The organism is Pseudomonas tumuqii (assembly GCF_013184545.1).
Taxonomy (GTDB): Bacteria; Pseudomonadota; Gammaproteobacteria; order Pseudomonadales; family Pseudomonadaceae; genus Aquipseudomonas; species Aquipseudomonas tumuqii.
In genome coordinates, this window is the sequence record NZ_JAAOJA010000003.1 from 367,242 (window position 1) to 388,809 (window position 21,568).

Annotated in this window: 18 protein-coding genes and 3 pseudogenes; 4 read left to right on the forward strand and 17 right to left on the reverse strand. The window is 65.1% G+C overall.

The window, feature by feature from the left end; all coding sequences use genetic code 11:
• Positions 1-11: 11 nt before the first annotated feature.
• Genes G9C89_RS08190 through G9C89_RS08250 form a run of 13 tightly spaced genes read right to left on the reverse strand, consistent with a single transcriptional unit; the run spans position 12 to position 15,403 of the window.
• Positions 12-1,940: a hypothetical protein gene (locus G9C89_RS08190; protein WP_172147277.1), complete on the reverse strand. Its 1,929-nt coding sequence runs from the start codon at positions 1,938-1,940 to the stop codon at positions 12-14.
• Positions 1,937-3,238 (reverse strand): oligosaccharide flippase family protein, encoded by a 1,302-nt coding sequence (locus tag G9C89_RS08195; protein WP_172147279.1) that lies wholly within the window; start codon positions 3,236-3,238, stop codon positions 1,937-1,939. The genes G9C89_RS08190 and G9C89_RS08195 overlap by 4 nt, the downstream gene beginning before the upstream one ends.
• Positions 3,235-4,305, reverse strand: coding sequence for a polysaccharide deacetylase family protein (locus G9C89_RS08200; protein ID WP_172147281.1), 1,071 nt, complete (start codon positions 4,303-4,305; stop codon positions 3,235-3,237). Before G9C89_RS08200 ends, G9C89_RS08195 begins: the two co-directional genes overlap by 4 nt.
• A gap of 9 nt (positions 4,306-4,314) precedes the next feature.
• Positions 4,315-5,466: a glycosyltransferase family 2 protein gene (locus G9C89_RS08205; protein WP_172147283.1), complete on the reverse strand. Its 1,152-nt coding sequence runs from the start codon at positions 5,464-5,466 to the stop codon at positions 4,315-4,317.
• Positions 5,459-6,424: a glycosyltransferase gene (locus G9C89_RS08210; protein WP_172147285.1), complete on the reverse strand. Its 966-nt coding sequence runs from the start codon at positions 6,422-6,424 to the stop codon at positions 5,459-5,461. The genes G9C89_RS08205 and G9C89_RS08210 overlap by 8 nt, the downstream gene beginning before the upstream one ends.
• Entirely contained in the window at positions 6,421-7,797 is a 1,377-nt protein-coding gene (locus G9C89_RS08215; protein ID WP_172147287.1) for an O-antigen ligase family protein, read from the reverse strand. Before G9C89_RS08215 ends, G9C89_RS08210 begins: the two co-directional genes overlap by 4 nt.
• A gap of 4 nt (positions 7,798-7,801) precedes the next feature.
• Entirely contained in the window at positions 7,802-8,911 is a 1,110-nt protein-coding gene (locus G9C89_RS08220) for a glycosyltransferase family 4 protein (RefSeq protein WP_172147289.1), read from the reverse strand.
• Positions 8,884-10,479 carry a GumC family protein gene (locus G9C89_RS08225; protein ID WP_172147291.1) on the reverse strand — a complete coding sequence of 532 codons (1,596 nt, stop codon included), beginning with the start codon at positions 10,477-10,479 and terminating at the stop codon, positions 8,884-8,886. The genes G9C89_RS08220 and G9C89_RS08225 overlap by 28 nt, the downstream gene beginning before the upstream one ends.
• Before the next feature lie 2 nt (positions 10,480-10,481).
• Complete coding sequence (locus G9C89_RS08230) at positions 10,482-11,489, reverse strand: polysaccharide biosynthesis/export family protein (protein WP_172147293.1); 1,008 nt, start codon at positions 11,487-11,489, stop codon at positions 10,482-10,484.
• Between the two features lie 22 nt (positions 11,490-11,511).
• The gene (locus G9C89_RS08235; RefSeq protein ID WP_172147295.1) at positions 11,512-12,183 is read right to left on the reverse strand and encodes a CpsD/CapB family tyrosine-protein kinase; all 672 of its coding nucleotides are present in this window, start codon (positions 12,181-12,183) and stop codon (positions 11,512-11,514) included.
• Between the two features lie 45 nt (positions 12,184-12,228).
• On the reverse strand, positions 12,229-12,975 hold the full coding sequence (locus G9C89_RS08240) for a sugar transferase (RefSeq protein ID WP_172147297.1): 747 nt from the start codon (positions 12,973-12,975) through the stop codon (positions 12,229-12,231).
• Positions 12,972-14,054 (reverse strand): NAD-dependent epimerase, encoded by a 1,083-nt coding sequence (locus G9C89_RS08245; protein ID WP_172147299.1) that lies wholly within the window; start codon positions 14,052-14,054, stop codon positions 12,972-12,974. Before G9C89_RS08245 ends, G9C89_RS08240 begins: the two co-directional genes overlap by 4 nt.
• Complete coding sequence (locus G9C89_RS08250) at positions 14,051-15,403, reverse strand: UDP-glucose dehydrogenase family protein (protein WP_172147301.1); 1,353 nt, start codon at positions 15,401-15,403, stop codon at positions 14,051-14,053. The genes G9C89_RS08245 and G9C89_RS08250 overlap by 4 nt, the downstream gene beginning before the upstream one ends.
• A 264-nt stretch (positions 15,404-15,667) precedes the next feature.
• Here G9C89_RS08250 and G9C89_RS25145 point away from each other — a divergent pair.
• Together G9C89_RS25145 and G9C89_RS25400 are read left to right on the forward strand one after the other, a co-directional pair.
• A pseudogene (locus G9C89_RS25145) lies at positions 15,668-16,272 on the forward strand (Mu transposase domain-containing protein); the annotation flags it as partial.
• Positions 16,273-16,421: 149 nt separating this feature from the next.
• Positions 16,422-16,544 (forward strand): annotated as a pseudogene (locus tag G9C89_RS25400) (ATP-binding protein); the annotation flags it as partial.
• Between the two features lie 24 nt (positions 16,545-16,568).
• On the opposite strand, the pseudogene G9C89_RS25155 reads toward G9C89_RS25400, so the two are convergent.
• The 3 genes and pseudogenes from G9C89_RS25155 to G9C89_RS08270 form a co-directional block, all read right to left on the reverse strand.
• A pseudogene (locus G9C89_RS25155) lies at positions 16,569-16,739 on the reverse strand (metal-dependent hydrolase); the annotation flags it as partial.
• A 130-nt stretch (positions 16,740-16,869) separates the two neighbouring features.
• Positions 16,870-18,774: a putative bifunctional diguanylate cyclase/phosphodiesterase gene (locus G9C89_RS08265; protein WP_172147303.1), complete on the reverse strand. Its 1,905-nt coding sequence runs from the start codon at positions 18,772-18,774 to the stop codon at positions 16,870-16,872.
• A 6-nt stretch (positions 18,775-18,780) separates the two neighbouring features.
• Entirely contained in the window at positions 18,781-19,299 is a 519-nt protein-coding gene (locus tag G9C89_RS08270) for a hypothetical protein (protein ID WP_218575916.1), read from the reverse strand.
• A 395-nt stretch (positions 19,300-19,694) separates the two neighbouring features.
• Here G9C89_RS08270 and arfB point away from each other — a divergent pair, with 395 nt between their 5' ends.
• Positions 19,695-20,108, forward strand: a complete 414-nt coding sequence (gene arfB, locus G9C89_RS08275; protein WP_172147305.1) for an alternative ribosome rescue aminoacyl-tRNA hydrolase ArfB — start codon at positions 19,695-19,697, stop codon at positions 20,106-20,108.
• Positions 20,109-20,228: 120 nt separating this feature from the next.
• Here the strand turns inward: arfB and G9C89_RS08280 are convergent, their stop codons facing one another.
• Positions 20,229-20,870, reverse strand: coding sequence for a cation transporter (locus tag G9C89_RS08280; RefSeq protein WP_172147307.1), 642 nt, complete (start codon positions 20,868-20,870; stop codon positions 20,229-20,231).
• Between the two features lie 63 nt (positions 20,871-20,933).
• On the opposite strand from G9C89_RS08280, the gene G9C89_RS08285 reads away from it, so the two are divergent.
• Positions 20,934-21,365, forward strand: a complete 432-nt coding sequence (locus G9C89_RS08285; RefSeq protein ID WP_172147309.1) for a MerR family DNA-binding protein — start codon at positions 20,934-20,936, stop codon at positions 21,363-21,365.
• The last annotated feature ends 203 nt before the right edge of the window (positions 21,366-21,568 follow it).

A 21,568-nucleotide genomic window follows, 5' to 3' on the forward strand; every position in this document is an offset into this window, starting at 1 on the left:
AACGCCCAGATTCATGGCGCCTCCCAGCTCAGGGCGAACAGCGATTCCCCGGGCAGGCTGAAATGCCATGCCCCTGCCGTGCAACGCACCGGCTCGCTACTGAGCCTAGCCGCTGCGCTGAAAAGCTGGAGCCTGGGCGGCTCCTGGTCACTGCAGTTCAGCGGTTCGCCGCGCAATTGCACCTGCTGCTGCCGCATCGTCTTGTTCACGCCGAACAAGCTCAGGCGAGAGCCGGAGCGCATGGCCAGGACGTCCACCTCGAAGGCATCGTTGTCCAGGCGCAACACCTGCTCCAGCCAATGTTGCTGTATGAAGACCATGGCCAGGCCCACCGGCTTGAGGTAGAAACGTCCATCCTCGGCCAGGCCGATCATGCCCTTGAGGTGATCCGGTTCATCCGTGGCCAGATACCAGTTGAGCAGCTCCAGCAGGCCGTCCTGGGCTGAGTTGATCGCCACCGAGGCCCACCAGAGCGCGGCGAACTGGGTTTCCTGCTCGTAGGGGCTGATGCCGTTGCCGCTGGAAATATTGGTCTGCCCCAGCAGCAGCGCCTTGCGCGGCCGGCCCTGGGCATCCAGGCCGACCAGCTGCGCAGCCTGGCGCACGTTGTCGCGGTACAGGCGGGTGGCGCGCAGGTCGCGCACCATCCATTCGTGCCAGGAGAGGGCGTCGACCCACTCGCCGTGCTCGGCCAGCAGGCGCCGCGACCAATCCAGGCCGCGGCGCGCCTTGGCATCTTCCCTGAAGGGGCCGTTGAGCAGGCGCGAGGAGGCCGGCATGGCGATGCGTACCCCGGCTTCCCGCGTCCCGGGGTGCTGGCGGATCTGGGTGGCTATCTGGGCGAAATAGCCGGCGAAATTGGCGTAATCGGGGTAATTGAGGTTGGGCTCGTCGGCGAAGGCGATGTAGTGGGTGCCCACTCCGCCGAAGGCACGGATACCCTCGAGCAAGGCTTGCAGCCCGGCCAGGGTGGTGCTGTCGGCGCTGAGCACCGGGCGCCGACCGGTCCTCGACAGCAGGGTGGTGTCGGTACGGATGCCGTAGTGGTTCAGGTACAGCGGGCGGAAGGCCTGCTCGTGCCGGGGCCGGCGCGCCATGACATCGACGAAGCTGTAGTAGCTGGCGGCACGCGGCGCCAGCTGGGCGAGCAGCTCGGGCGCTTCGGGCGGACTGTAGGGCAGGGCCACGCCGAGCTTGGGCGTGGGCCCGAGCACCTGGGTATGCAACTCGAGATTGACCTGGCCGAACTCCTGGTTGGGGCTGAACAGGTGTTCGGGGTGCTGGGCGAACAAGTTGTCGCTGCCGTCGAGCCAGAAGGCGGCCTTGCCGTGGCCGTGCAGGCGCAGGCGCCAGAGCTGGTCCTCGGCGGCCACCGGCAGCTCCAGGCGGTCGCTTTGCGCGTAATGGGCGTGGCGCGACAGGGGCAGGCGCAGGTCGAGACCGTCGCTCAGGCGCTGGACATCCAGGCCGCTGACCCCGCCGTAGTATTTGCCGGCCAGCACTGCGCGCTCGCCGGCCCGCACGCGGAAGTACAGCTGCATGCCGGCTGGCACTATGGCGCTGAAATGCAGCTTCACCGGCTCGAACAGGGCGGCGCTGCTGTCGGCGTGGCTGACCCGGTAGAGGCGGAAGCTGTAGCCCGGGATTTCCAGGCGGTAACCACTGCCGTTCACCTGCAGCGGCCACTGCTGCCGGCCGCGCACTTCGCTGGCGGCGATGTCGCGCTGGGCCAGCAGGCGGCCGTCACCGGCCTGCAGATAGAGGTGTTCTTCGTTGGCCTCGGCCTGCCAGGCCGGCTGCCAGGACACCTGTAGGTTGTCGGCCTGCTCGACGCGCAGGTGCAGCGCGCCGTCGCGGATGCCTGGCCATTCCATTGCCCGCGCGGCCGGCAGCAGCGTGCCGGATAGCAGGCAAGCGATGAGCAGGTGGCTGGGCTTCATGCCGCTGGCCGCAGTTGCGCCTGCAGCATGCGCAGGTCGCTGGGGAAGACCAGCAGGGTCTGGCCGATGGCGACCCCGCTGAGCCGGCAGTAGAGCAGGAGCATCGCCAGACTGAGGGTGCTGTAGGCGATTGATGAGGCGATCGAGGCGCCGACTATGCCCCACCGCGGGATCAGCAGCAGGGCCAGCAACACATTGAGCGCCGCGGCGCCGCCGGTGAACAGCGAGAGGGTAGCGGGCCGCTGCTTGCCGAGCAGATCCAGGCGCAGGATGCCCGCGTAGCACAGACTGAAAATGCCGGGCAGCAGCGCCAGCAGGGCGGGATAGGCCGGTCGGTAGGCTGCGCCGAACAGCAGCACGATCAACCATTCGCCCAGCAGCGCCATGCTCAGGCAGGCGACGAGCATGGTGCTGCCGGTCAGACGCAGTGCCAGCGGCGTGAGCCGCCGGATGTTTTCGCCCTGTTGCAGCAGGCGCTTCATCAGTGGCGTGGTGACCGCCTCCGGGACGATGGACAGCAGTTCGGCGGCGGCGCTGGCCATGGCGTAGTAGCCCAGCGCCTGGTTATCCAGCATGGCGCCGATGAGCAGGTAGTCGGAGCGCAGCAACACCTGCTGGAACAGCACTTCGAGGTGGCTTTTGCCGCTTAAGCTGAGCAGTTCGTGCTGACTGTGGCGATCCCAGCGCAGCCTGACCGGGTGGAATCGGCCGAGCAGACAGAGGCCGACGATCACCACCACCAGTAGCGCGCCCAGCCAACTGCCGATGGCTGCCAGCAGGGCGGCGTCCTGCCACATCCATAACAGGGCGAGGAACAGCAGCAGTGAACTCAGTGATTCGGTCAGGCGCAGGCTGTTGAACACGCCGACCTTGCCATCGGCGTTATGCAGGTTCAGCAGGGCGTTCTTCAGGACAAACAGTGGCACCGCGAGCAGCAGCAGCCAGGCGAACTGGCCGAGGCGCTGCGACAGGTCCAGATCGCTGCCCAGGCTGCGCAGAAGGCCCACGCCGATCAAGGTGGCCAGTCCGGCGAACAGGCAGCCATAGACCAGCACTTGGGTCAGCAGCACGCCCATCGAACGCTGCTGTGCCGCGTGGTAGCCGACGGCGGTGTTCAGCCCGCCGCTGGTGAAGGCGGCAATCAGTTCCGGCAGGGCGCTGAGCAGGGCGAACAGGCCGCGGTCGGCCGGGCCGAGGATGCGCGCCAGCAGCACGTTGCGCAGCAGGCGCAGGACGAGCATCGCCAGCTTGGTGCCGATGCTGAGGAGCAGATGGCGGATATAGTCATTGCGCTTCATCCCTGCATCCCGTTGGTCTGCGCTGCCTGTGCCTGTGCCTGTGCCTGTGCCTGCGCGCCGTGGCAGCGGGCGCCTTGTAGGATGCGCCAGCCGAGCAGGGCGGGCTGGCGCGCGGTGTGATGGCTGACACCGATGCGCGGCAGCGACAGCGAGGTCGCCTGCTGGTTGCGATGCAGACCGGTGCGGGTGCCCAGCGCCTGGCGGTAGCCCTGCCGCGTGAGCGCCGCGCAGACGCGCGCGTCGTGGTCGCCATTGGGGTAGCAGTAGACCGGCAGCGGCATCTTGCAGTGCGCGCCGATGGCCTCGCGCGAGCGCTGCAGTTCGCTTTCCAGGCTGCAGTCGTCGAGGCCGGTGAGGATCGCGTGGCTGGCGCCGTGCGGGCCGAAGCGTACCAGCCTCGAGGCTTCCATCTCCTGCACTTGCCGCCAGTCCAGACCGTGTGGCTCGACCGGGTCCGGGCAGCTGTCGGCGAGCGCTTGCAGGGCGGCCGCCGGCAGGCTTTTCAGCTGTTGCAGGAACTGGCTCAGGGCCTGGCTGCGCAGGTACTCGGGGCGCGCCGTGCAGAGTTCGCCCGGCAGGCTCAGGTGCCGCTGGTGGAGACGTTCGCCGAGCAGCTCGCGGGCCTCTTCGCCGAAGCTGCCCCAGAGGGTTTCGCCGATGGCTTCCCACCAGAAGCGCCGGTTGCTGCCGATGAAGTCGGTGGAGAGGAAGATACTCGCCGGCATCCCGTGTTTTTTCAGCAGCGGGAAGGCATGGATGGCGTTGTCGCGCCAGCCGTCATCGAAGGTCAGCGTCAGGCGCGGCCGCTCGCCTGCCTGGCTCGTTGGGTCGAGCAGTTCGCCGAGCGGCACGCAGTCGAAGTGGTGCTTGAGCCAGAGCAGGAGATTCTCGAAGGCTGGCTTGCCGATGCACAGTGGGGAGCGATGCGGCAGGGCCGCCGGCGGATCTTCGGCCAGCACCCGATGCAGCATCAGAATGGTCCCGGTCCCGCGCAACAGGCGAGACCCGGCGGGGGTGTTGAGGTAGAGCCAGCCAGTGCCGGCTTTGATCAGCTGCTTGAGCGGCACGATGCATCCTCATCGGTTCTGCTGCGGATTCCAGTGGTGGTAACGCTGCCCGCTGACGAAATGCCAGACGCCGGCGCTCATGGCGGCCAGGGTCACCAGCCCATAGGCCGCCAGACGGAACAGCTTCGGCAGGTGGCGCCGCTGGCCGAGCAGGCCGATCACTGCCAGCGCATAGCCGGCGAGCTGGGCGATCAGGCTGAGGCGGTAGAAGTCGCCCGCGTTCCACAGCCAGAAGTTGCTCAGCAGCAGCGGAATCAGCAGCACCGGCACCAGTCGGCGGAGCAGCTTGTGGGTGATCAGGGCGAGGGCAAACACGCCATGCCGGCGCGGGTCGAGCAGCTCGCGGCGGTGGGCCAGGCTTTGCAGGCCCCGGGCGGTGATCCGGCGGCGGCGGCGGAATTGATTGTCTGCCGTCTCGACACCGTGGTCGGTGACCCGAGCGGCCTCGGCGAAGACGATGCGTCGCCCGGCCACCGAGGCGCAGGTGGTCAGGAAGAAGTCGTCAGTGACATCCGTTGGCACCGTCTGGAACAAGCTCCGGCGCAGGGCCTGCAAGCCGCCGTCGGCCGAAGCCATGCAGCCGGTGCGGCTTTCCAGGCGGCGCAGCCAGGACTCGTAGTCGCGGTAGAGCTGGTCGCCGATGGCCAGCGCCTTGCCCGAGGAGAGGATGGCCACATTGCCGGCGGTGGCGCCGACGCACGGATCGGCGAAGGGCGCGACCAGTTGGGCCAGGGTGTCGTCGGTCCACAGGGTGTCGGCATCGCTGAACACCAGGATATCGCCATCGGCCACGGCCACCGCACTGTTCAGTGCGCTGGCCTTGCCGCCGCGCGGCAGGTCCAGCACCTGGACGTCGTCCTGTCCATGGGCCTGGGCGACCTGCCGGGCCAGCGCCACGGTGGCATCACTGGAGCCATCGCTGGCGATGATGATCTGCCGCCGCTCGCGTGGGTAGGCTTGGTCCAGCAGCGAGCGCAGCTTGGTTTCGATATGCCGTTCTTCGTTGTAGGCGGCGACGATCACGCTGACCCGCGGCAGCTGTTCTAGCGCGACGGGTTGCGCGTCACCTTGGAACAGGCCGTAGACGGCCAGCAGGGCGGGGTAGCCCAGGTAGGCAAAGAACGGCAGGAACAGGCACAGCCAGAAAATCGCTTCAGCCACGGGAAGGCCTCCGTGCGGTCAGATCCATCAGCCCCAGAAGCAGTGCGATACCGGCGACATGCATGCGCAGCCAGTGCAGCACCAAGAGATGCAACGCCAGTAACGGGCGTTGCCTGTTGTAGCGATAGCGCAAAGTCATCATCAGTGCCGGCAACCAGCCCAGCGCGAACACGCCGGCGGCCACGGCCGGCTGACCGAGCAGCAGGCAGAGCAGCGCCAGCGCGTCGATCGCCCAGTGCCCGGCCGCCAGCAGCGGGAAGCGCAGCATGCGCAGGCCGACGCTGCCCTTGCGCAGCAACTGCGCCTGGCTGCTCTGGCGCCAGAGCTCCTTGCCTAGCCATTCACCCCAGCTGCCTTCGAAGCCCCAGTTCAGCACCGTTGGCGTGGGCAGGCTGAGCAGGCGGGCGCCGGCGCCACCGAGGCGCAGGCTGAGATCCTTGTCCTCGCAGGTGCGCAGGCTTTCGTCGAAGCCGCCGACGCGCTCGAACCAGTGGCGCTCCAGGCACAGGTTGGCGGTCGGCAGCCAGTCCCGCAGCGCCGGGAGGTTACGCTCGGCGGCCACCCGCTGCAGCCAGGCACGGGCATACCAGGGAGCCTGCGGCGGTGGCCGGTGAACCAGGCCGAGGACGTCGGCACGATTCGTGGTGCGCACCTCGCGCCACATTTGCAGCCAATCCAAGGGTACCTCCATGTCGGCATCGAGGAAGGCCAGCCAGTCGCCGCTGGCCGCCGCCGCACCTCGGTTGCGCAGGGCGGCGATGCTCACTCCGGGGCAGTCGAGCACCCGCGCGCCGAGGCTGCTGGCGAGGGCCTGGCTGCCGTCAATGGAGCCGTTGTCCGGCACTATCAGTTCATACTCCAGCCCGCAGTGCTCGGCTGCGCGTTGTGCGGCGCTCAGGGTGCGGCTGAGGTGGCCGGCCTCGTTGAGGGTGGGGACTATGATGCTGACCCGGTTCATGGTCGCTCCCTACCAGCCACCGCGTCGCTGGCCTCAAGGCGCAGGTAGCTGGCCACGGCAAGCATCACCCACAGGTACTTGTGGCTCGGCACACTGAGGAAAGCCAGGAAGCAGGCCAGCGCTGCGAAGGACAGGCCCAGGTGGGTGGCCAGCGCTGCCCGTTGCTGATCGCCGCGGCTCAGCCATTGGCGGCGGGCGACCTGGAAGTTGCGCAGGCTGAGCAGCACCAGCCCGATGAACAGCAGACCACCCGGCAGACCGACTTCGCTGAGCATGCTCAGGTAGGTGTTGTGCGCTTCGCGGTACAGCTCCTCCGGCAGCGGCCGGTTGGCGAAGGCGATGGCATAACCGGTCTTGGCGAAGTGCAGGGGGAAGGTGCCGGGGCCGCCGCCGAGCAGGGGGTCCTGCTTGATCATTTCGCCGCCTACCAGCAGGTAGGAGCTGCGCCGGGCCAGGGAACTGTCGACGTGGGCATTGACCCCGGATTTCAGGCTGGTCAGGGCCTCCAGGCGCTGCACGAAACTGTCCGGCAGCAGCGAGGGGGCCAGCGGCAGGGTGATCGCCAGGCCGAGGATCAGCCAGCCGAGGTGGCGCGGCAGCAGGAGGCGTTGCAGACTGCTGCGGTAATTCCAGGCGGCCAGACTGCTGGTCAGCAGCAGCACCAGCAGTCCGGAACGCGAGCCGGTCTGGCCCAGGCCGGCCAGCAGCAGGGTCAGCAGCAGCAGCCAGAACAGCCGTTGCGGCCAGCGCGGCGCACGCAGCAGCAGGAGTAGCGCCAGCGGAAAGGCAAAGGTGATCAGCAGGGCGAAGTAGTTGGGGTCGGTGAGCAGGCCGGTGGCGCGCCCGGCGACCTGGTGGCTGGTGGAAACCAGAGCGACTACGCAGGTGCCGGCCACCGACAGCGCCACCAGGCGCGCCAGCATCAGCAGGTCGAGGTCGCGGCACAGCAGCAGGGTGATGGCGAACAGCACCAGGCCGACGGCCAGCTGGCGCAGGTGCAGCAAGGACAGGCCGGTGTGGCTGCTGAACAGCAGGCTGAGCAGGTAGCAGCCGAGGAACAGCAACAGCAGCGGCCACAGGTTGCTGCGCAGACGCACCCCCGGCAGCTGATGCAGCAGCAGTTGCAGCGCGACTATGGCAATCAGCGCCAGGCCCAGCAGCTTGCTCGCGGTGATGCCGCCACTTTCGGCGAACAGCCCCTCGAGGGGCACCAGGGCGACCAGGCCGAGCACGCCCCAGGCCGGCCGGCGGTAGAGCACGGCCAGGGCGACCACGCCCGGAATGGCCAGGGGGGCCAGGTAGGGGTGGGGGCTGGCCAGGAGCAACAGGCAGGCCAGGCTGAGGATCAGGGCTAGGGGCAGAACCAGAGGCATCGCATCACCCTCCGACCGCGTTGCGGTACAACTGACGCCAGCGTTCGGCCTGGGCCGGCAGGTGGTAATGGCTGAGCTGGGTGAGCCTGGCCTGGGTGGTCAGCGTCCGGCGCAGTTCCTGGCTGAGCAGCAGGCATTCCACCTGGGCGGCCAGCTCGGCGAGCTCGCCGGGTGGGCTGAGCAGGCCGGAGACTTCATGGCTGAGCACGTCGGGAATGCCGCCGACAGCGAAGGCGGCTACCGCTACTCCGGCCTGCATGGCCTCCAGCAGTACCATCGGCGTGCCTTCCGTGCGCGAGCTGATGACCAGCACGTCGAGGGCACGCAGCCAGGCCGGCATATCCTCCTGATAGCCCGGCAGACCGATGCGCTCGTGCAGCCCGGCGGCGTCGATGCATTCCTGAAGTTCGCCGCGCTGCGGGCCTTCACCGAGCAGCACGGCATGCAGTTCGGGTTGGCGTCGGCACAGCTCGATGGCCAGTTTGACGAACAGATCCGGGCCTTTTTCGGCACTGAGGCGGCCGACGAAACCGATCAGCGGCGCGGCGGGAGCCGCAGCAGGACGTTCATGCTGAGCCTCCGGTGCTGACGGCAGGCCGTTGGGAATCACATGCAGCTTGTCGGCACGGACGCCAGCCTGGCTGTGCAACCGGGCGATGCTGCCGGCCACGCAGGCCACCGCCCGCACCTGCGGGGTGCGGCACAGCTGCAGGCTGAGCCAGGTATACAGACGCTGCTTGTGGCTGCGCGGAGTGAAACCGTGCTGGGTGGTGACCAGTGGCAGGCCGAAGCGCATCGCGCTCAGCCAGCCATAGAGCAGGCCCTTGAAACCATGCCCGTTGAGCAGCACCGGCTCGGCGTCGGGCTGCTGCAGGGTCTGCCACAGGCTACCCAGGTTGGCACAACGGGTCAGCTCCACGCCGGCCTTGCGAAAGCGCTCGGCCAGCTCCTCCGGACCGTTCAGCAACAGCACGCGGTGTTGCCCAGGGGCGTGCAAGCAATGCTCGAGCAGCATCCGCTCCAGGCCGTAGAAACCGCCGCTGCTGAGCAAGTGGGCGACCCGCAACGGGGATTTCCCGCGGGTGCTCAGTCGCTGACCCAATACCGGATCCATGGCAGACTCCCGGGTTTATGCGGATTGGGCAAGGTAGCTTGCTCGGCATTGATGGTCATCAGCACGGGCAGGTCAAGCTGCTGCTGGATCTGCGCCGGATGCTTGAAGCGGTGGTCGAAGAACTCGCGGATATAGCCGATGGCGATCGCCAGCAGCAACGCGGTGAGCAGCCCCAGGGGAATGATCAGCATCGGTTGGGGAAAGCTCGCCTCGGTGGGCTCGAAGGGCCGGCTGAGGACGCGGGCGTTGGACAGCCCACCGTCCAGCAGGCTGCGACTGCGGCTTTCCTCATAGCGCTGGGTGTAGGTGAAGAAGGCCTGGTGCAGCGCTTCGATCTCGGTGTTGAGCTGGCGCAGGGTGCTCTGCACGTTCTGCAGTTCGTGGATACGCGCCTTGTACTCGTCGATCCGCGCGGTCTTCTGGGTGATCACCCCGGCGATGATATCCAGCGCTTTCTGCCGTTCACTGATGCGGTTACTAACCACCTGGAGGAACTGCTTGCGGGTGCGGTCGGCCTGCGCATAGAGGATCTTCATCGGCACGCTGTCGTGGCGGTAGATGTCGCCCTCGTAGCCGTACTGGCTGATCTGTTCGACCACCCGCTCGCCCAGCTGGCGGATCTCACGGTCCTCGAAGGCGACGTTATCGATGGTGTTGGCAAAGGTGAAGGGGAAACTGTAGTCGCTCAACTTCGCCTTGCGTGCCACGGCCAGGCTTTTCTGCAGGTAGTCAAGCCAGCGCTGGTTTTCCAGCTGGCGGTCGCGGTACTGGTTGAGCGCCTGCTTGTCCAGGTTGATGGCATTGAGGTTGAAGGTGATTTCCTCCTCGGGGTTGGCCGCCTGGGTCTGCTCGAGCAGAGCCAACCGCTGGCCCTCGAGGTTGCCCAGACGCTTCTGGTACTGGACCTTCTTCTGTTCGTAGAAGGCTTCCGGCAGGTCGTTGGAGTGCAGCTCGTGACGCTGGACCAGGTAGTTGTCGAGCAAGCGGTTGACGATCAGGGTGCCGAGAGCCGGGTCGCTGGCTGTGTAGTGCACGGTGATGACGTTGGAGCCGGGTACCGGCGAAATCTCCAGATCTTCCAGGATCTGCAGGGTCAGCTGGTCCAGGCGGGTGTCGCGCACAGGGTCGGCCTCCAGGCCCAGGGCGCTGCGCAGCGGGTTGAACACATGCTCCTGCAGGGGAGTGATCAGATAGTCGCGCAGCACGCTGTCCTCGTCCTGGAAATAACCCTCCTGGTGCATCTTGTCGAGGGTGTCGCGGACCAGGTCCGGTGAGCGCAGGATGCTGCTCTCGGTTTCCATGTCGGCCAGGGTGGGAGGCAGGAACCTGTCGGTATTCTGCAGCAGGCTGGCGCTGCCAGTGTCCGCCTGGGGCAGCTTCTTCGACTGCACCATGACTTGCGCATTGATGTCGAACGACTGCTTGAGCAGCAATGGCAGCAGCAGAGTGATGGCGGCGAACACCAGGAACACCCGCTTGATCAGTCGACGGTTGGCGAACAGCGTGCGGAAGAACTCATGCAGATAGTTTTCGCTCTTCAGGTGGTTTTCGCTCTCGATGGTGTACATGGCTAGTTATCCTCCTCCTTGTTGTCGACCCGGTAGGAGAAGCCGAAGTTGAAGCCGCTGAAGAGCACCACATCGGCCAGTTGGCGGGCGGTGTCGCCGGCCTTGGCCAGACCGGTCCTGGGCACGAAGAGCAGGTCGTCGGGCTGCAGGTAGGCCATGCTGGCGGCATTGTCCTTGAGCAGGGCCTTGACGTCGTAGGTGCGCGCCAGCACCTGGTCGCCCTGGCGATGCAGGATCAGCACCGAGTCCAGCGCGGCGGTGGTCGGGTTATGCCCACTGGCCAGGGTCAGTGCCTCCAGCACCGAGATCGGCCGGCGCACCGGGTAGGCCCCGGGCTTGCCGACTTCGCCGAGAATATAGACCTCGTTGGCGGTGGTGGACTTGAGCAGCACGTCGACCTGGATCGGCCCCACCTCCTTGAGGTAGCGCTCGTTCAGGCGCTTCTGCAGCTCCTCCCGGGTCATTCCACCGAGCTGCATGCTGCTGAGCATCGGGAAGCTGGCGCTGCCGTCATTGCCGACGGTGATCTCCCGGCTCATGCCGGTACTTGGGCTGAACAGGGTGTCGCGCAGGCGCTGCGCGCGGGTTTGCGCCTTGGGCACGGAAAGCGTGATCAAGGGCGTATTGAGGATGCCCTTGTAACGCTCGATCAGGGCCGCCTGAGCTTCCTCGACGGTCAGCCCGGCGACCTGCATGGAGCCGACGTACTCCAGGTTGATGCGGCCGTCGGGCATTACCGTCTTGATTCCGGTGAGGCCCTTGGCGGTGAGGAACTGGAGCTCCAGAGAGTCGCCGTTCTGGATGCGGTAGGCCTCGGGTGAATCCATCTCGATATGGAAGATTACGTCGAGCACGTCCTGTGGCCTGAGCACCTGGGTGATCGGAATGATTTCGCTCTGCGTGGCCTGCGCCTCGGGCGCGGTGAGGATGCGGGCGGGAATCGAGCGGCTGGTTTCCTGGTTACTGCAGCCGACCAGAGCGGCGAGCAGGAGAAGCGGTAAATACTTCATGGCGAGCGTCCTGTCTGCGTGATCAGAGAAGGTTGTAGAGCCACTGCGGCAAGTAGAGCTTGCGCGCGTAGAACACACTACCGAGCAGGGTGGCATTGGCCTGCTGCAGGCGCTGCACGGCAGCCTGGGCGACTTCCCAGCGGGTCGCTTCGGCGCGGATCACCAGGATCACCCCATCGACCATGGCGGCCAGACTGGTGGCGCTGTTGCCGCTGTAGACCGCCTCAGCATCGATCACCACGAAGCGGTAGTGGGCACTCAGGCAGGCCAGCAGCCACTGCATGTCCTCGGTGGTGAAGTGTCCGGCCACTTGGGACGGGTGGCCGAGGGGGAGTAGGTCGAACGGCAGGTCGGGCACGCGCTGCACGCAATCGGCCAGGCGCTCCTCCGGCTGCTCGCTTTGCAGCAGCTCGAACAGGCCTTCGTCGGCTGCCATGCCCATGCGCGTGCTGAACCCGGTGGCCGAGGGGTCGGCGTCCACCAGCAGGACCTTGCCCTTGGCCGCCTTGGCCAGTTGCTTGGCTAGGCAGATGGCGCTGGTGGTGGTGCCGCAACCGCTGGTCGGTGCTGTCAGCAGGATGACCTGGCAGTCCTGGTCGAGCACTGTAGCCGCCAGGTTGACTTCGCTGGGGCTGAGGACGCGCTTGTCCTGCTCCAGCAACAGTGTGGTCTCCTCCGAACGGAGCATGTTCATGGTGGTGACTCCCTGATCTGCTTTACGGCGTGAGGTTGATGGGGCTCAGCTGGCACCATGGCCGCTGAATACCTTGAAAGGGGTAAGTAACAGGATTTTCAAATCCAGCCAGAGGCTCTGCTCGGCGATGTAGCGGAGATCCAGCGCCACTCGTTGGTCGAAGTCGATATCGCTGCGCCCGGAGATCTGCCAGAGGCCAGTCATGCCGGGGTAGATGCTCAGTCGCGAAAGATGCTGGTCTTCGTAGCAGTAGGCGTTGAACGAGGTGGGACGGGGGCCCACCAGGCGCATGTCGCCGACGATCACGTTGAACAGGTTGGGCAGCTCGTCCAGGCTGCTGCGCCGCAGCCAGCGGCCGAGTGGCGTGACGCGCGGATCCTTGTCGATCTTGAAGTCGATAGCATTGGCGCCGTGTTTGTTCAGGTGGCGCACGGACTCCTTGAGTGCTTCGGCGTTGGCTACCATGGTGCGGAACTTGCACATGCCGAAACAGCGCCCGCGATAGCCGGTGCGCTGCTGGATGAACAGGACCGGCCCCGGGCTGTCCAGTTTGACGGCCAAGGCCAGAGCCAGCAGCAGAGGCGAGAGCAATACCAGCAACACCAGCGCCCCTAGGCAGGCAACCACGCGATTGGTCCGCGACAGGGTCCAGGGTCGAGCGCCGGGGCGGCCGGTGATCCAGCCGCGCCCTTGCCGGTGGATCGCGGCATCGATCCGTATGCGATGACTGGGGTCCAGGCGTTTGTCGAGACGCAGTTCGTCGAGTACCGCACCTTCTGGATGGCCGCTCATATAGCCCTCCGCTTCTGCACAGGTTCTGCCAGTGGCGAAGGTCCATGGCCTTGCGATACCTCAACGACAGGCAGTGAGTAGTAGTCACGAAACCAGGAAATGAAGCGCGCGAGCCCTTCATTCAGTCCGATCTGGGGGTGGAAACCGGTGTCTCTCTCCAGCTCGGAGATGTCGGCGCAGGTGTCGAGTACATCCCCCGATTGCAGTGGCAGCAGCTCTACCTCGGCCTTGAGGCCCAGGTGTCTTTCCAGGATGGCGAGGTAATCCTTGAGCTCGACCGGCCGTTGTCCGCCGATGTTGTAGAGTCGCCAGGGCGCCATGCTGGTGGCGGGATCGGGGCGCTCGCGATCCCCGTCCGATATGGCCTTCGGTGGACGTTCGAGCAGGCGCGTCAGGCCCTCGATGATGTCGTCTATGTAGGTGAAGTCGCGTTGGTGCTGGCCGTAGTTGAACAGCTTGAGCGGGCGCCGCTCGACGATCGCCTGGGCAAACTGCATCGGCGACATGTCCGGTCGACCCCAGGGGCCATAGACGGTGAAGAAGCGCAGGCCGGTGGCCGGGATGCCGAACAGGTGGCTGTAGCTGTGCGCCATCAGCTCGTTGGCTCTCTTGGTGGCGGCATACAGTGACAACGGGTGGTCGACGCGGTCCTGCACCGAGTAGGGCGTGTGCTGGTTGGCGCCGTATACCGAGCTGGACGAGGCATAGAGCAGGTGACGCACGGGGTGGTGACGGCAGCCTTCGAGGATGCTCAGGAAGCCCGTCAGATTGCTGTCGACATAGGCCTGCGGATTGTGCAGCGAGTAACGCACGCCCGCCTGGGCGGCGAGGTGGATGACGGCCTCAGGGCGCTCGCGGGCGAACAGCGCGGCGATGGCTGGGCTGTCGGCCAGATCCAGGTGCCACAGGGGGAAGTCGCCCGCCTGCTCCTGTACCCAGCGCACGCGGGCGTGCTTCAGGGCTGGGTCATAGTAGTCGTTGAAGTTGTCCAGACCGCAGACCCGATGCCCGTCGCGCAGCAGGCGCAGGACGCAATGGGCACCAATGAAGCCGGCGGCGCCGGTGACCAGGATCTTCATGGCTTCGGCAGTTCCGGGGGGCAGTGGCGCAGGCCGATGCCGGAATAGTGCAGCCCGGATGCCGCCACCTGCTCTGGGTTGTAGAGGTTGCGGCCGTCGATGATCAGGCGCGCGCGCAGCTTCTTCGCCAGCAGGTCGAAGTCGACCACGCGGAAGTTCTTCCACTCGGTGCAGATCACCAAGGCATCGGTGTCCTGCAGCGTGTCGTCGCGGGTGGCGCAGAGCTCAAGGTCGTCGCGGTAGCCGTAGAGTCGCCGGCACTCGGACATGGCCTCGGGGTCGAAGGCGCGAACCGTCGCGCCCTCTTGCCACAGCGCTTCCATCAGGTAGCGGCTGGGAGCCTCGCGCATGTCGTCGGTATTCGGTTTGAAGGCCAGGCCCCATACGGCGATGGACTTGCCGGCCAGGCCGGCGGGGAAGTGCGGCTTGAGTTTGCTGAACAGGATCTGGCGCTGGGCGTTGTTGACCTCGCTGACGCTCTGCAGCAGGCGCATCGGCATGCCGATGCGCTTGGCGGTATGCAGCAGGGCACGCAGATCCTTGGGAAAGCACGAGCCGCCGAAGCCGCAGCCGGGGTAGATGAAGTGGTAACCTATGCGCGGATCGGAGCCGATGCCCTTGCGCACGGCCTCGATATCGGCCCCCAGGTGCTCGGTCAGGTTGGCCAGTTCGTTCATGAAGCTGATGCGGGTGGCCAGCATGGCGTTGGCCGCATACTTGGTCAGCTCCGCGCTGCGGTTGTCCATGAAGATCAACTTTTCATGATTGCGGAAGAACGGCGCGTAGAGCTCGGCCAGTTGGCTGCGGGCGACATCGTCCCCGGTGCCGATGATGATGCGATCGGGGCGCATGCAGTCGTTGAGCGCGCTGCCTTCCTTAAGGAACTCGGGGTTGGAGACCACGCGTACCTTCAGCTGCGCCTTGCCCAGCCGCTCGAGTTCCTCGCGGGCGACTTCGGCCACCCGGCTGGCGGTACCGACCGGTACGGTGGACTTGATCACCAGGGTACGGTCGTCCTGCATGTGGCTGACGATCTCGCGGGTCACTGCCAGCACTTGGCGCAGATCGGCGGAGCTGTCCTCGTTGGATGGGGTGCCGACGGCGATGAAGATCACTTGGCCATGGATGACCGCATCGCTGGCCTGAGTGCTAAAGGACAACCGCCCCTCGCGCAGATTGTCATCGATCAGGTCCGAAAGACCTGGCTCCTGGATCGGTGGCACCGCCCGTTGCAGTTGGTTGATCTTCTGCTCGTCAATGTCGACGCAAAGGACTGTATGGCCGACTTCAGCCAAGGCTGAAGCTTGAACAAGGCCTACATACCCGGTGCCGAACACACTGACTTTCATGTTGGCGGGCCCCACGTTTTCGTTCAAATGTAATGGTTATGAAAGACTGGCCTTGACATCTGTCAAGGAGCTGGAGTAGCCATGGGCAAGCACTTACAGTGGCACTTTAATGGCTGGAAACCGTTTTATTCCTTGAGTTCCGCGGGGTTAAAGCAGCTTGCTTGGTGACGTAAAATTGTCAATCATGCCGACGAGTGGTGGGTTGTGGCGGAAGATTGACGGATGTTGGCTTCGGTCTTCCTTCTTGAGGGCTGGGCGCAGGTGCGGCCGCATAAGCCACAGAACAAAGCCAAGGCCAAGGTGGCGGTGCAGGTCGTCGAGCGCTGGATCATGGCGCGGTTGGGCGCCGGCAGTTCTTCAGTTTGCATGAACTCAATCGGGCGATTGCCCGAGTTGCTGGAGGACTTGAACCAACGCCCGTTCAAGAAGCTCGATGGTTGTCGCCGGGAGTGGTTCGAGCGGTTCGACCAGCCGCTGCTGCGGCCGTTGCCACTGCATCCCCATGGGGTCGCGATCTTCAAGCGCTGCAAGGTCAACATCGACTACCACGTCGGGGTGAACGGCGGCATTGACCGCGTGGCCTCGACGCTGGCCTGACAGAGCGTCGATCTGCGACGGAGCGCGCATAGCGTGGAGATCCTGCACGGCAACCGGCGGGTCGCCAGTCACCTGCGGCTTCAGCGGCGTGGCGCCTACAGCACTCAGAGCGAACACATGCCGGCCTCGCACAAGGCGCACCGCGAGTGGACACTGCAGCGCCTGCTCGGCTGGGCGAGCGAATCGACCCGCACACCCGGCAGATCGTCGAATACCAACTGACCCGCAAACCGCATCCAGAGATGGGGTATCGAGCCTGCCTGGGCCTGCTGCTCGACCGCGAGCTGGCCTGGCGCGATTACACGCGGCTGGAGCAACTGCGCAAACAGGCTAAGCTCAGCTACGCTAGCGTCTGCCTGTAAGACCTTGATCGCCGTCGAGGTCGTGCGCTGGACGAGCGCCTGATCGCGACCAGCGGCCTGTGGCGAGTGGATCTGTCAACAGCACAACCGGCCCGGCCGGTGTTGGCAAGCCTTGGTTCGCCTGCGCGCTGGGCAACCAGGCCTGCCGCCAGGTCTACAGCACGCTGTACCTGTGCACGCCGAGGCTGCTGGAGCAGCTGCGTATCGCCCATGGCGGCTGTAGCCTCGGCCAGCGCGTCGCCATAGTCGATTACTACATCCAGATCGGGCAGGGTGCTGAGGGCAGCGCCGTACAGCAGTGCCTTGCGGCCCTGCCAGCGGCCGAGCAGTGCGCCCTGGATGCTGGCGCCGAGCACTGCCTGGGTGATGGAGTCCATCGGTTGGTCGTCCGTCTTGTCGAGACGCTTAGGTTACATCGCCAGGCGTTGCTGCTGTGGCCCGGAAATCCCAGGCAACGATTTTGCTCGGCATGCGCCTGGGTCCCTGTCGTGCGCGTCGATCCGCTGCTTATTGCACCAGCAGGCGTTTTTTCAGCATGGGCCGGGCGAGAAACTCGCCATGCCAGGTGATCAAGGCCGGCACGGGCATGGGTTTGCCGTACCAATAGCCTTGGGCATGATCGCAGCCGAGGTCGATGACTTGCTGGGCATCGTTTTCATCCTCGATGCCTTCGCAGGTCACCTTGAACCTGAAGGTATGGCACAGCTCGACGATACTGCGCACCACGCGCTGCAGTTGCTGGTCGTGGCTGATGCCCTGAATGAACGACTTGTCGATTTTTATCCGCTGCACGCGCAGTTCGCGCAGGTAGGACAGCGACGAGTAGCCGGTGCCGAAGTCATCCAGTGCCACCGCGATACCCTGCTCATTGAGCTTGCGCAGGATGGTGCCGCCCTCATTGAAGTTGGCCACCGAGATCGACTCGGTCATCTCCAGCACCAGTTGGTTGGCGCGGATCGGCGCCTCGCCAAGCCATTGCTCGATTTGCTCGGGCAGGCTGGCGGTAAATTGCGCCGGGGAGAGATTCACCGAAAAGTACAGGATATCGCGCAGGCCCAGGGGCAGGCGGAGCAGGTCCTGCTTGAGTCGCTGCAGAATCCACTCGCCGAGCTTTTGCCCCAGCTGATTGTTCTCCGCCAATTCCACCACTTCCAGCGGCGGGATAAAGCCCAGTGTCGGGTGGCGCCAGCGCAGCAGGGCTTCAACCCCGATGCTGGTGTCGACCAGGCCGACAATCGGTTGGTAGTAGAGACTCAGGCCCGATGAGCCGGTTTGCGCCATCGCCCGCTTGAGATCGTCGAGCAGGTTCTGGCTGCGCAGATAACGGTTGCTGATCTCTTCATTGAATACTTCCAGGCCTTTGTGCTTGCCCGCACGCAGTTCACGCGCGGCCAGGGTGGCGAAGTAGTACAGCTTCTGCAGGCTGAAACTGTTGTCGGGATTGAAGCTCAGGCCGATGCGCGTCCCCACCTGAAACAGGTGTTTGTCGCTCTGGAAGTCGAAGCTCAAGGCGTAGGCAAGGCTGTTCAGGACGCTGTTCACCAGCTCTTCGGGAAAGCCCTGAGGAAAGGTCATGACGAACTCGTCACCGGCCACCCGGGCAATGAAGCTGCCTTGCGGTTTCAGCCGGTTGAGGGTTTCGCCGATGCGCTGCAGCAGGCGATCGCCGGCCTCGTGGCTGATGCATTCATTGACCGCGCGAAAATTGCTCAGCTCGATCACCGCCAGGGCGCAGCAGTTGGCAACTTTGGAGTCGTTCTGCAGGGCTTGAAAGCTGTTGCGATTGGGCAGGTTGGTCAAGGCGTCATTGCGGCCCATCAGACGATTCTGCCGCGCCTCCAGATAGAACATCAGGATCAGGCCGCCGCCACAGAACAGCAGACCGAGCAAGAGCAAGTGGCTGAGGCGCTGGTTGTGGTGGATTTCGTCGACAATCCGCGCCGCTTCCGGACCGGTGAAGTTGTTGATGATCACCTGGCGAATGGGCATCAGGTAGCGATTGTAGCGTTCGATGACCTGCTCGATCGGCGTGCCGGGTTGCAGGTCTGGGCTGAAGAGCAGTGCTTCATCGCTGCGCAGTTGCGCGAACAACTGCGCAACCGTCTCGCCGGCATTGAAGCGTTGGCGGATGGCGCTGTTTTCCTGGCCGGAGAGAAAGGTCTCGAGACGGCTCCAGAGCAGGTCGTAATCGAACTGCAGCTTTTCCCGGGAGGCGCCTCCGGCCTGGAACAGTTGCAGCGTGTTGACGAAACGCAGGTATTCGAACTCCAACTGGGCAAGCGACCAGGCGGAAAGCTGGATGCGCGCCGAGGTCATTTGCGCATTGCGCTGGTTGTAGACCAGCGAAGTCGCGATAGCAACGGCGAAACCCAGGGTGATCAGCAGCAGAAACAGGTAGCGCAAGCGACGCATCGGCGCTTACCGGCCAATGTTCAGCGATTTGAGCTGCCAGACCATCGCCTGGTGATGCTCTTCCTTGCGCAGTTCGGGGAAGTCGCTCAGCGGGTAGATGACCCAGATGGGGCCCTTGTCGCGCACGCCCATGACCTTGCCATTCTTGCGGGTTGCCAGGATCACCGGGTACTGGCGCGCGGCCGGCAGGTTCAACAGCATGCTGTAGTCGTTGAGGGCGGTGGCGTCGATGCGCTGGCCCTGGGCCTTGAGCTCGTCGAGCAGAACGCTGAGCCTGACGCCCCGATAGCTGTCCTCCTGTTCGGTCCAGGGCGTCAGGGTTTTCACCTCCACCTGGGGCAGGGCATCGAGGCGCTGCAGGTCGAACAAGGCCTGGCCCTGCGGGCAACAGCCCAGTTCGCCGGTGACCGTCAGAATCAGCGGGTTTGCCGGAAGCTCCTGCCAGTCGTCTGCGGCATTCACGGCAGGGCTTGCCAGGCAGATGGACAATAGCAACGGGATGAGGCGCTTGAGCAGTGATGGCATGCTGATAACCCGCTATCTGGTGGTGCATGAGGCCGCTGGATGCCGGCATGCCCGGAGTTGTCGAGGTGTCTCTGACTGGCCGTTTTGCGCAACCTGCAGTGCTCGCATCGGTACGCTATCAGACCGATGGCAGTATGCCACGGCTTGCACGCAATGCTCCCGGTTTCGAGTGTTTTGCTTTGCCTGATTACAGGCGAATTACCACGATTGCCCGGGCTGTCGTGGGGGCGACTGCTCGCCGGCGGTGGCGCTGAAAAATCGCCTTTACCGCGACCTGCCAGGCAGCTCAATTCTCCCCCATGTGCTCGGCGACTGGGGAAACTCACGGTAACTGCGATCTCCTCCAGGCGCGCTTGGGTATATCCTGATTGCCCTTTCTGCCGAAGCCCTTTGCCATGCTGGTTATTTCCAACAGCGTCCACCTGCCCGACGCTGAAATCGAGTTGACCGCCATCCGTGCGCAAGGCGCCGGTGGGCAGAACGTCAACAAGGTCTCCAGTGCCGTGCACCTGCGTTTCGACAGCCAGGCCTCATCCTTGCCGGCGTTCTACAAGGAGCGTCTGCTGGCACTGCGCGACAGCCGCATCACCGCCGAGGGCGTGGTGATCATCAAGGCCCAGCAATACCGTACCCAGGAGCAGAACCGCGCCGATGCCCTGGAGCGGCTGGCCGAGTTGATTCGCAATGCCGCCAAGACCGAAAAGGCCCGGCGCCCGACCAAGCCGACCCTGGGTTCGAAGAAGCGCCGTCTGGAAGGCAAGACCAAGCGCGGGACGATCAAGGCGGGGCGGGGCAAGGTGGATTTCTGAGCGGGCAACGTTCTGTGGCTGACTTCGCCTGGCTGCGCGATGTCCCGGCCTGGCCATCGCTCGCTACTTTTGTAAACCCCTCTCGGTGACCGTCAACTGGCCGAGGCATCGCGCAGCCGCTCAAGCCACGGCCTTGGCCTCGGCTTCCTCGGCCAGCTCCTGGCGCGCATGGCGCATCACCTGATAGGACGAGGTGACCGCCAGGCCGGCCATGAGGCTGGCGACCAGCAGGTCCGGCCAGGCGCTGCCGGTGCCGAACACGCCGAGGGCGGCGAACAGCACGGCGATATTGCCGAGGGCATCGTTGCGCGAGCACAGCCAGACGCTGCGCATATTGCTGTCGCCCTCGCGGTAGGCATAGAGCAGGCCGGCCACGCCGGCGTTGGTCAGCAAGGCCAGGCTGCCGACCAGGCCCATGGTGGGGGCGTCGGGCACCTGGCCGCCGAGCAGGTGCCAGATTGCCGCAATCAGCACGCCGACGCCGAATACCAGCATGCACAGGGCTTTGAACAGCGAGGCTCTGGCGCGCAGGGTCAGGCTCATGCCCAGTACCAGCAGGCTGATGCCGTAGTTGGCGGCATCGCCGAGAAAGTCCAGGGAATCCGCCAGCAGCGACACCGAATCGGCGCGTATGCCGGCAATGATTTCCACAGCGAACATGCCCAGGTTGACCGCCAGGGCCAGCCACAGGATCTTGCGATAACGCTTGCTGAGGCGGGTGGTTGCACAGCTCGATGCGGCGTTGCAGCAGTTGGCGCCCATTAGGCTTCTCCTGAAAGGGTATGGGCAGTACGCTAAACCCTGTAGTCACTACGGAGTCAAGCCATGGGCAAGCCGCTGACCATCAGTGGGTTGAGCCGCGAGAGCGGGGTCAATCTGGAGACCATTCGCTTCTACGAGCGCAGTGAACTGCTGCCGCCGCCCAGGCGCAGCGCCTCGGGCTACCGCCATTATGAAGAGGCGGATATCCGCCGGGTGCGCTTTATCCGCCGCGGCCGCGAGCTGGGCTTCAGCCTGGAGGAGATTCGCGCCTTGCTCGGTTTGGCCGCCCAGCCCCACAGCCCCTGTGCGGAAGCCGACCAGTTGGTGCAAGCGCATTTGCTGACCATCGAGGCGCGGATTCGCGATCTGCAGAAGATGAAAGCTGAATTGAGCAAGCTTGCCGGCTGTACCAGCGCCGAAGCCGAGCACTGCCGCTTGCTGGAGGCCCTGGACAGCCGCGATTGCTGTGCCGGTGAGGGCGCTCGGGCGGGCTGAGCGCTGGCCCGGTTTGTCCACCCGTGCCAGCAGAGCGCATCCGCTCCGCCTGGCGTTTCCAGGCCGGTGACGATGCGCGCAATGATCAGCGACTCGTCGCCGGGCGCTTGCCAGGCCAGCAGGGCAATGGGCCTGGCAGGGGCTCCAGGGGAAACGGTGAGGTGCGCAGTGTCGCCCGGCTACTCATGCGGGAAAACAGGATT

Excerpts from the sequence above, each read along its gene's own strand:
- G9C89_RS08225 (WP_172147291.1), bottom strand. The coding sequence starts at position 10,479 with ATGTACACCATCGAGAGCGAAAACCACCTGAAGAGCGAAAACTATCTG.
- G9C89_RS08190 (WP_172147277.1), bottom strand. The coding sequence starts at position 1,940 with ATGAAGCCCAGCCACCTGCTCATCGCTTGCCTGCTATCCGGCACGCTG.
- G9C89_RS08240 (WP_172147297.1), bottom strand. The coding sequence starts at position 12,975 with ATGAGCGGCCATCCAGAAGGTGCGGTACTCGACGAACTGCGTCTCGAC.
- G9C89_RS08265 (WP_172147303.1), bottom strand. The coding sequence starts at position 18,774 with ATGCGTCGCTTGCGCTACCTGTTTCTGCTGCTGATCACCCTGGGTTTC.
- G9C89_RS08230 (WP_172147293.1), bottom strand. The coding sequence starts at position 11,489 with ATGAAGTATTTACCGCTTCTCCTGCTCGCCGCTCTGGTCGGCTGCAGT.
- G9C89_RS08245 (WP_172147299.1), bottom strand. The coding sequence starts at position 14,054 with ATGAAGATCCTGGTCACCGGCGCCGCCGGCTTCATTGGTGCCCATTGC.
- G9C89_RS08285 (WP_172147309.1), top strand. The coding sequence starts at position 20,934 with ATGGGCAAGCCGCTGACCATCAGTGGGTTGAGCCGCGAGAGCGGGGTC.
- G9C89_RS08215 (WP_172147287.1), bottom strand. The coding sequence starts at position 7,797 with ATGCCTCTGGTTCTGCCCCTAGCCCTGATCCTCAGCCTGGCCTGCCTG.
- G9C89_RS08270 (WP_218575916.1), bottom strand. The coding sequence starts at position 19,299 with ATGCCATCACTGCTCAAGCGCCTCATCCCGTTGCTATTGTCCATCTGC.
- G9C89_RS08250 (WP_172147301.1), bottom strand. The coding sequence starts at position 15,403 with ATGAAAGTCAGTGTGTTCGGCACCGGGTATGTAGGCCTTGTTCAAGCT.
- arfB (WP_172147305.1), top strand. The coding sequence starts at position 19,695 with ATGCTGGTTATTTCCAACAGCGTCCACCTGCCCGACGCTGAAATCGAG.
- G9C89_RS08235 (WP_172147295.1), bottom strand. The coding sequence starts at position 12,183 with ATGAACATGCTCCGTTCGGAGGAGACCACACTGTTGCTGGAGCAGGAC.
- G9C89_RS08195 (WP_172147279.1), bottom strand. The coding sequence starts at position 3,238 with ATGAAGCGCAATGACTATATCCGCCATCTGCTCCTCAGCATCGGCACC.
- G9C89_RS08210 (WP_172147285.1), bottom strand. The coding sequence starts at position 6,424 with ATGAACCGGGTCAGCATCATAGTCCCCACCCTCAACGAGGCCGGCCAC.
- G9C89_RS08220 (WP_172147289.1), bottom strand. The coding sequence starts at position 8,911 with ATGGATCCGGTATTGGGTCAGCGACTGAGCACCCGCGGGAAATCCCCG.
- G9C89_RS08280 (WP_172147307.1), bottom strand. The coding sequence starts at position 20,870 with ATGGGCGCCAACTGCTGCAACGCCGCATCGAGCTGTGCAACCACCCGC.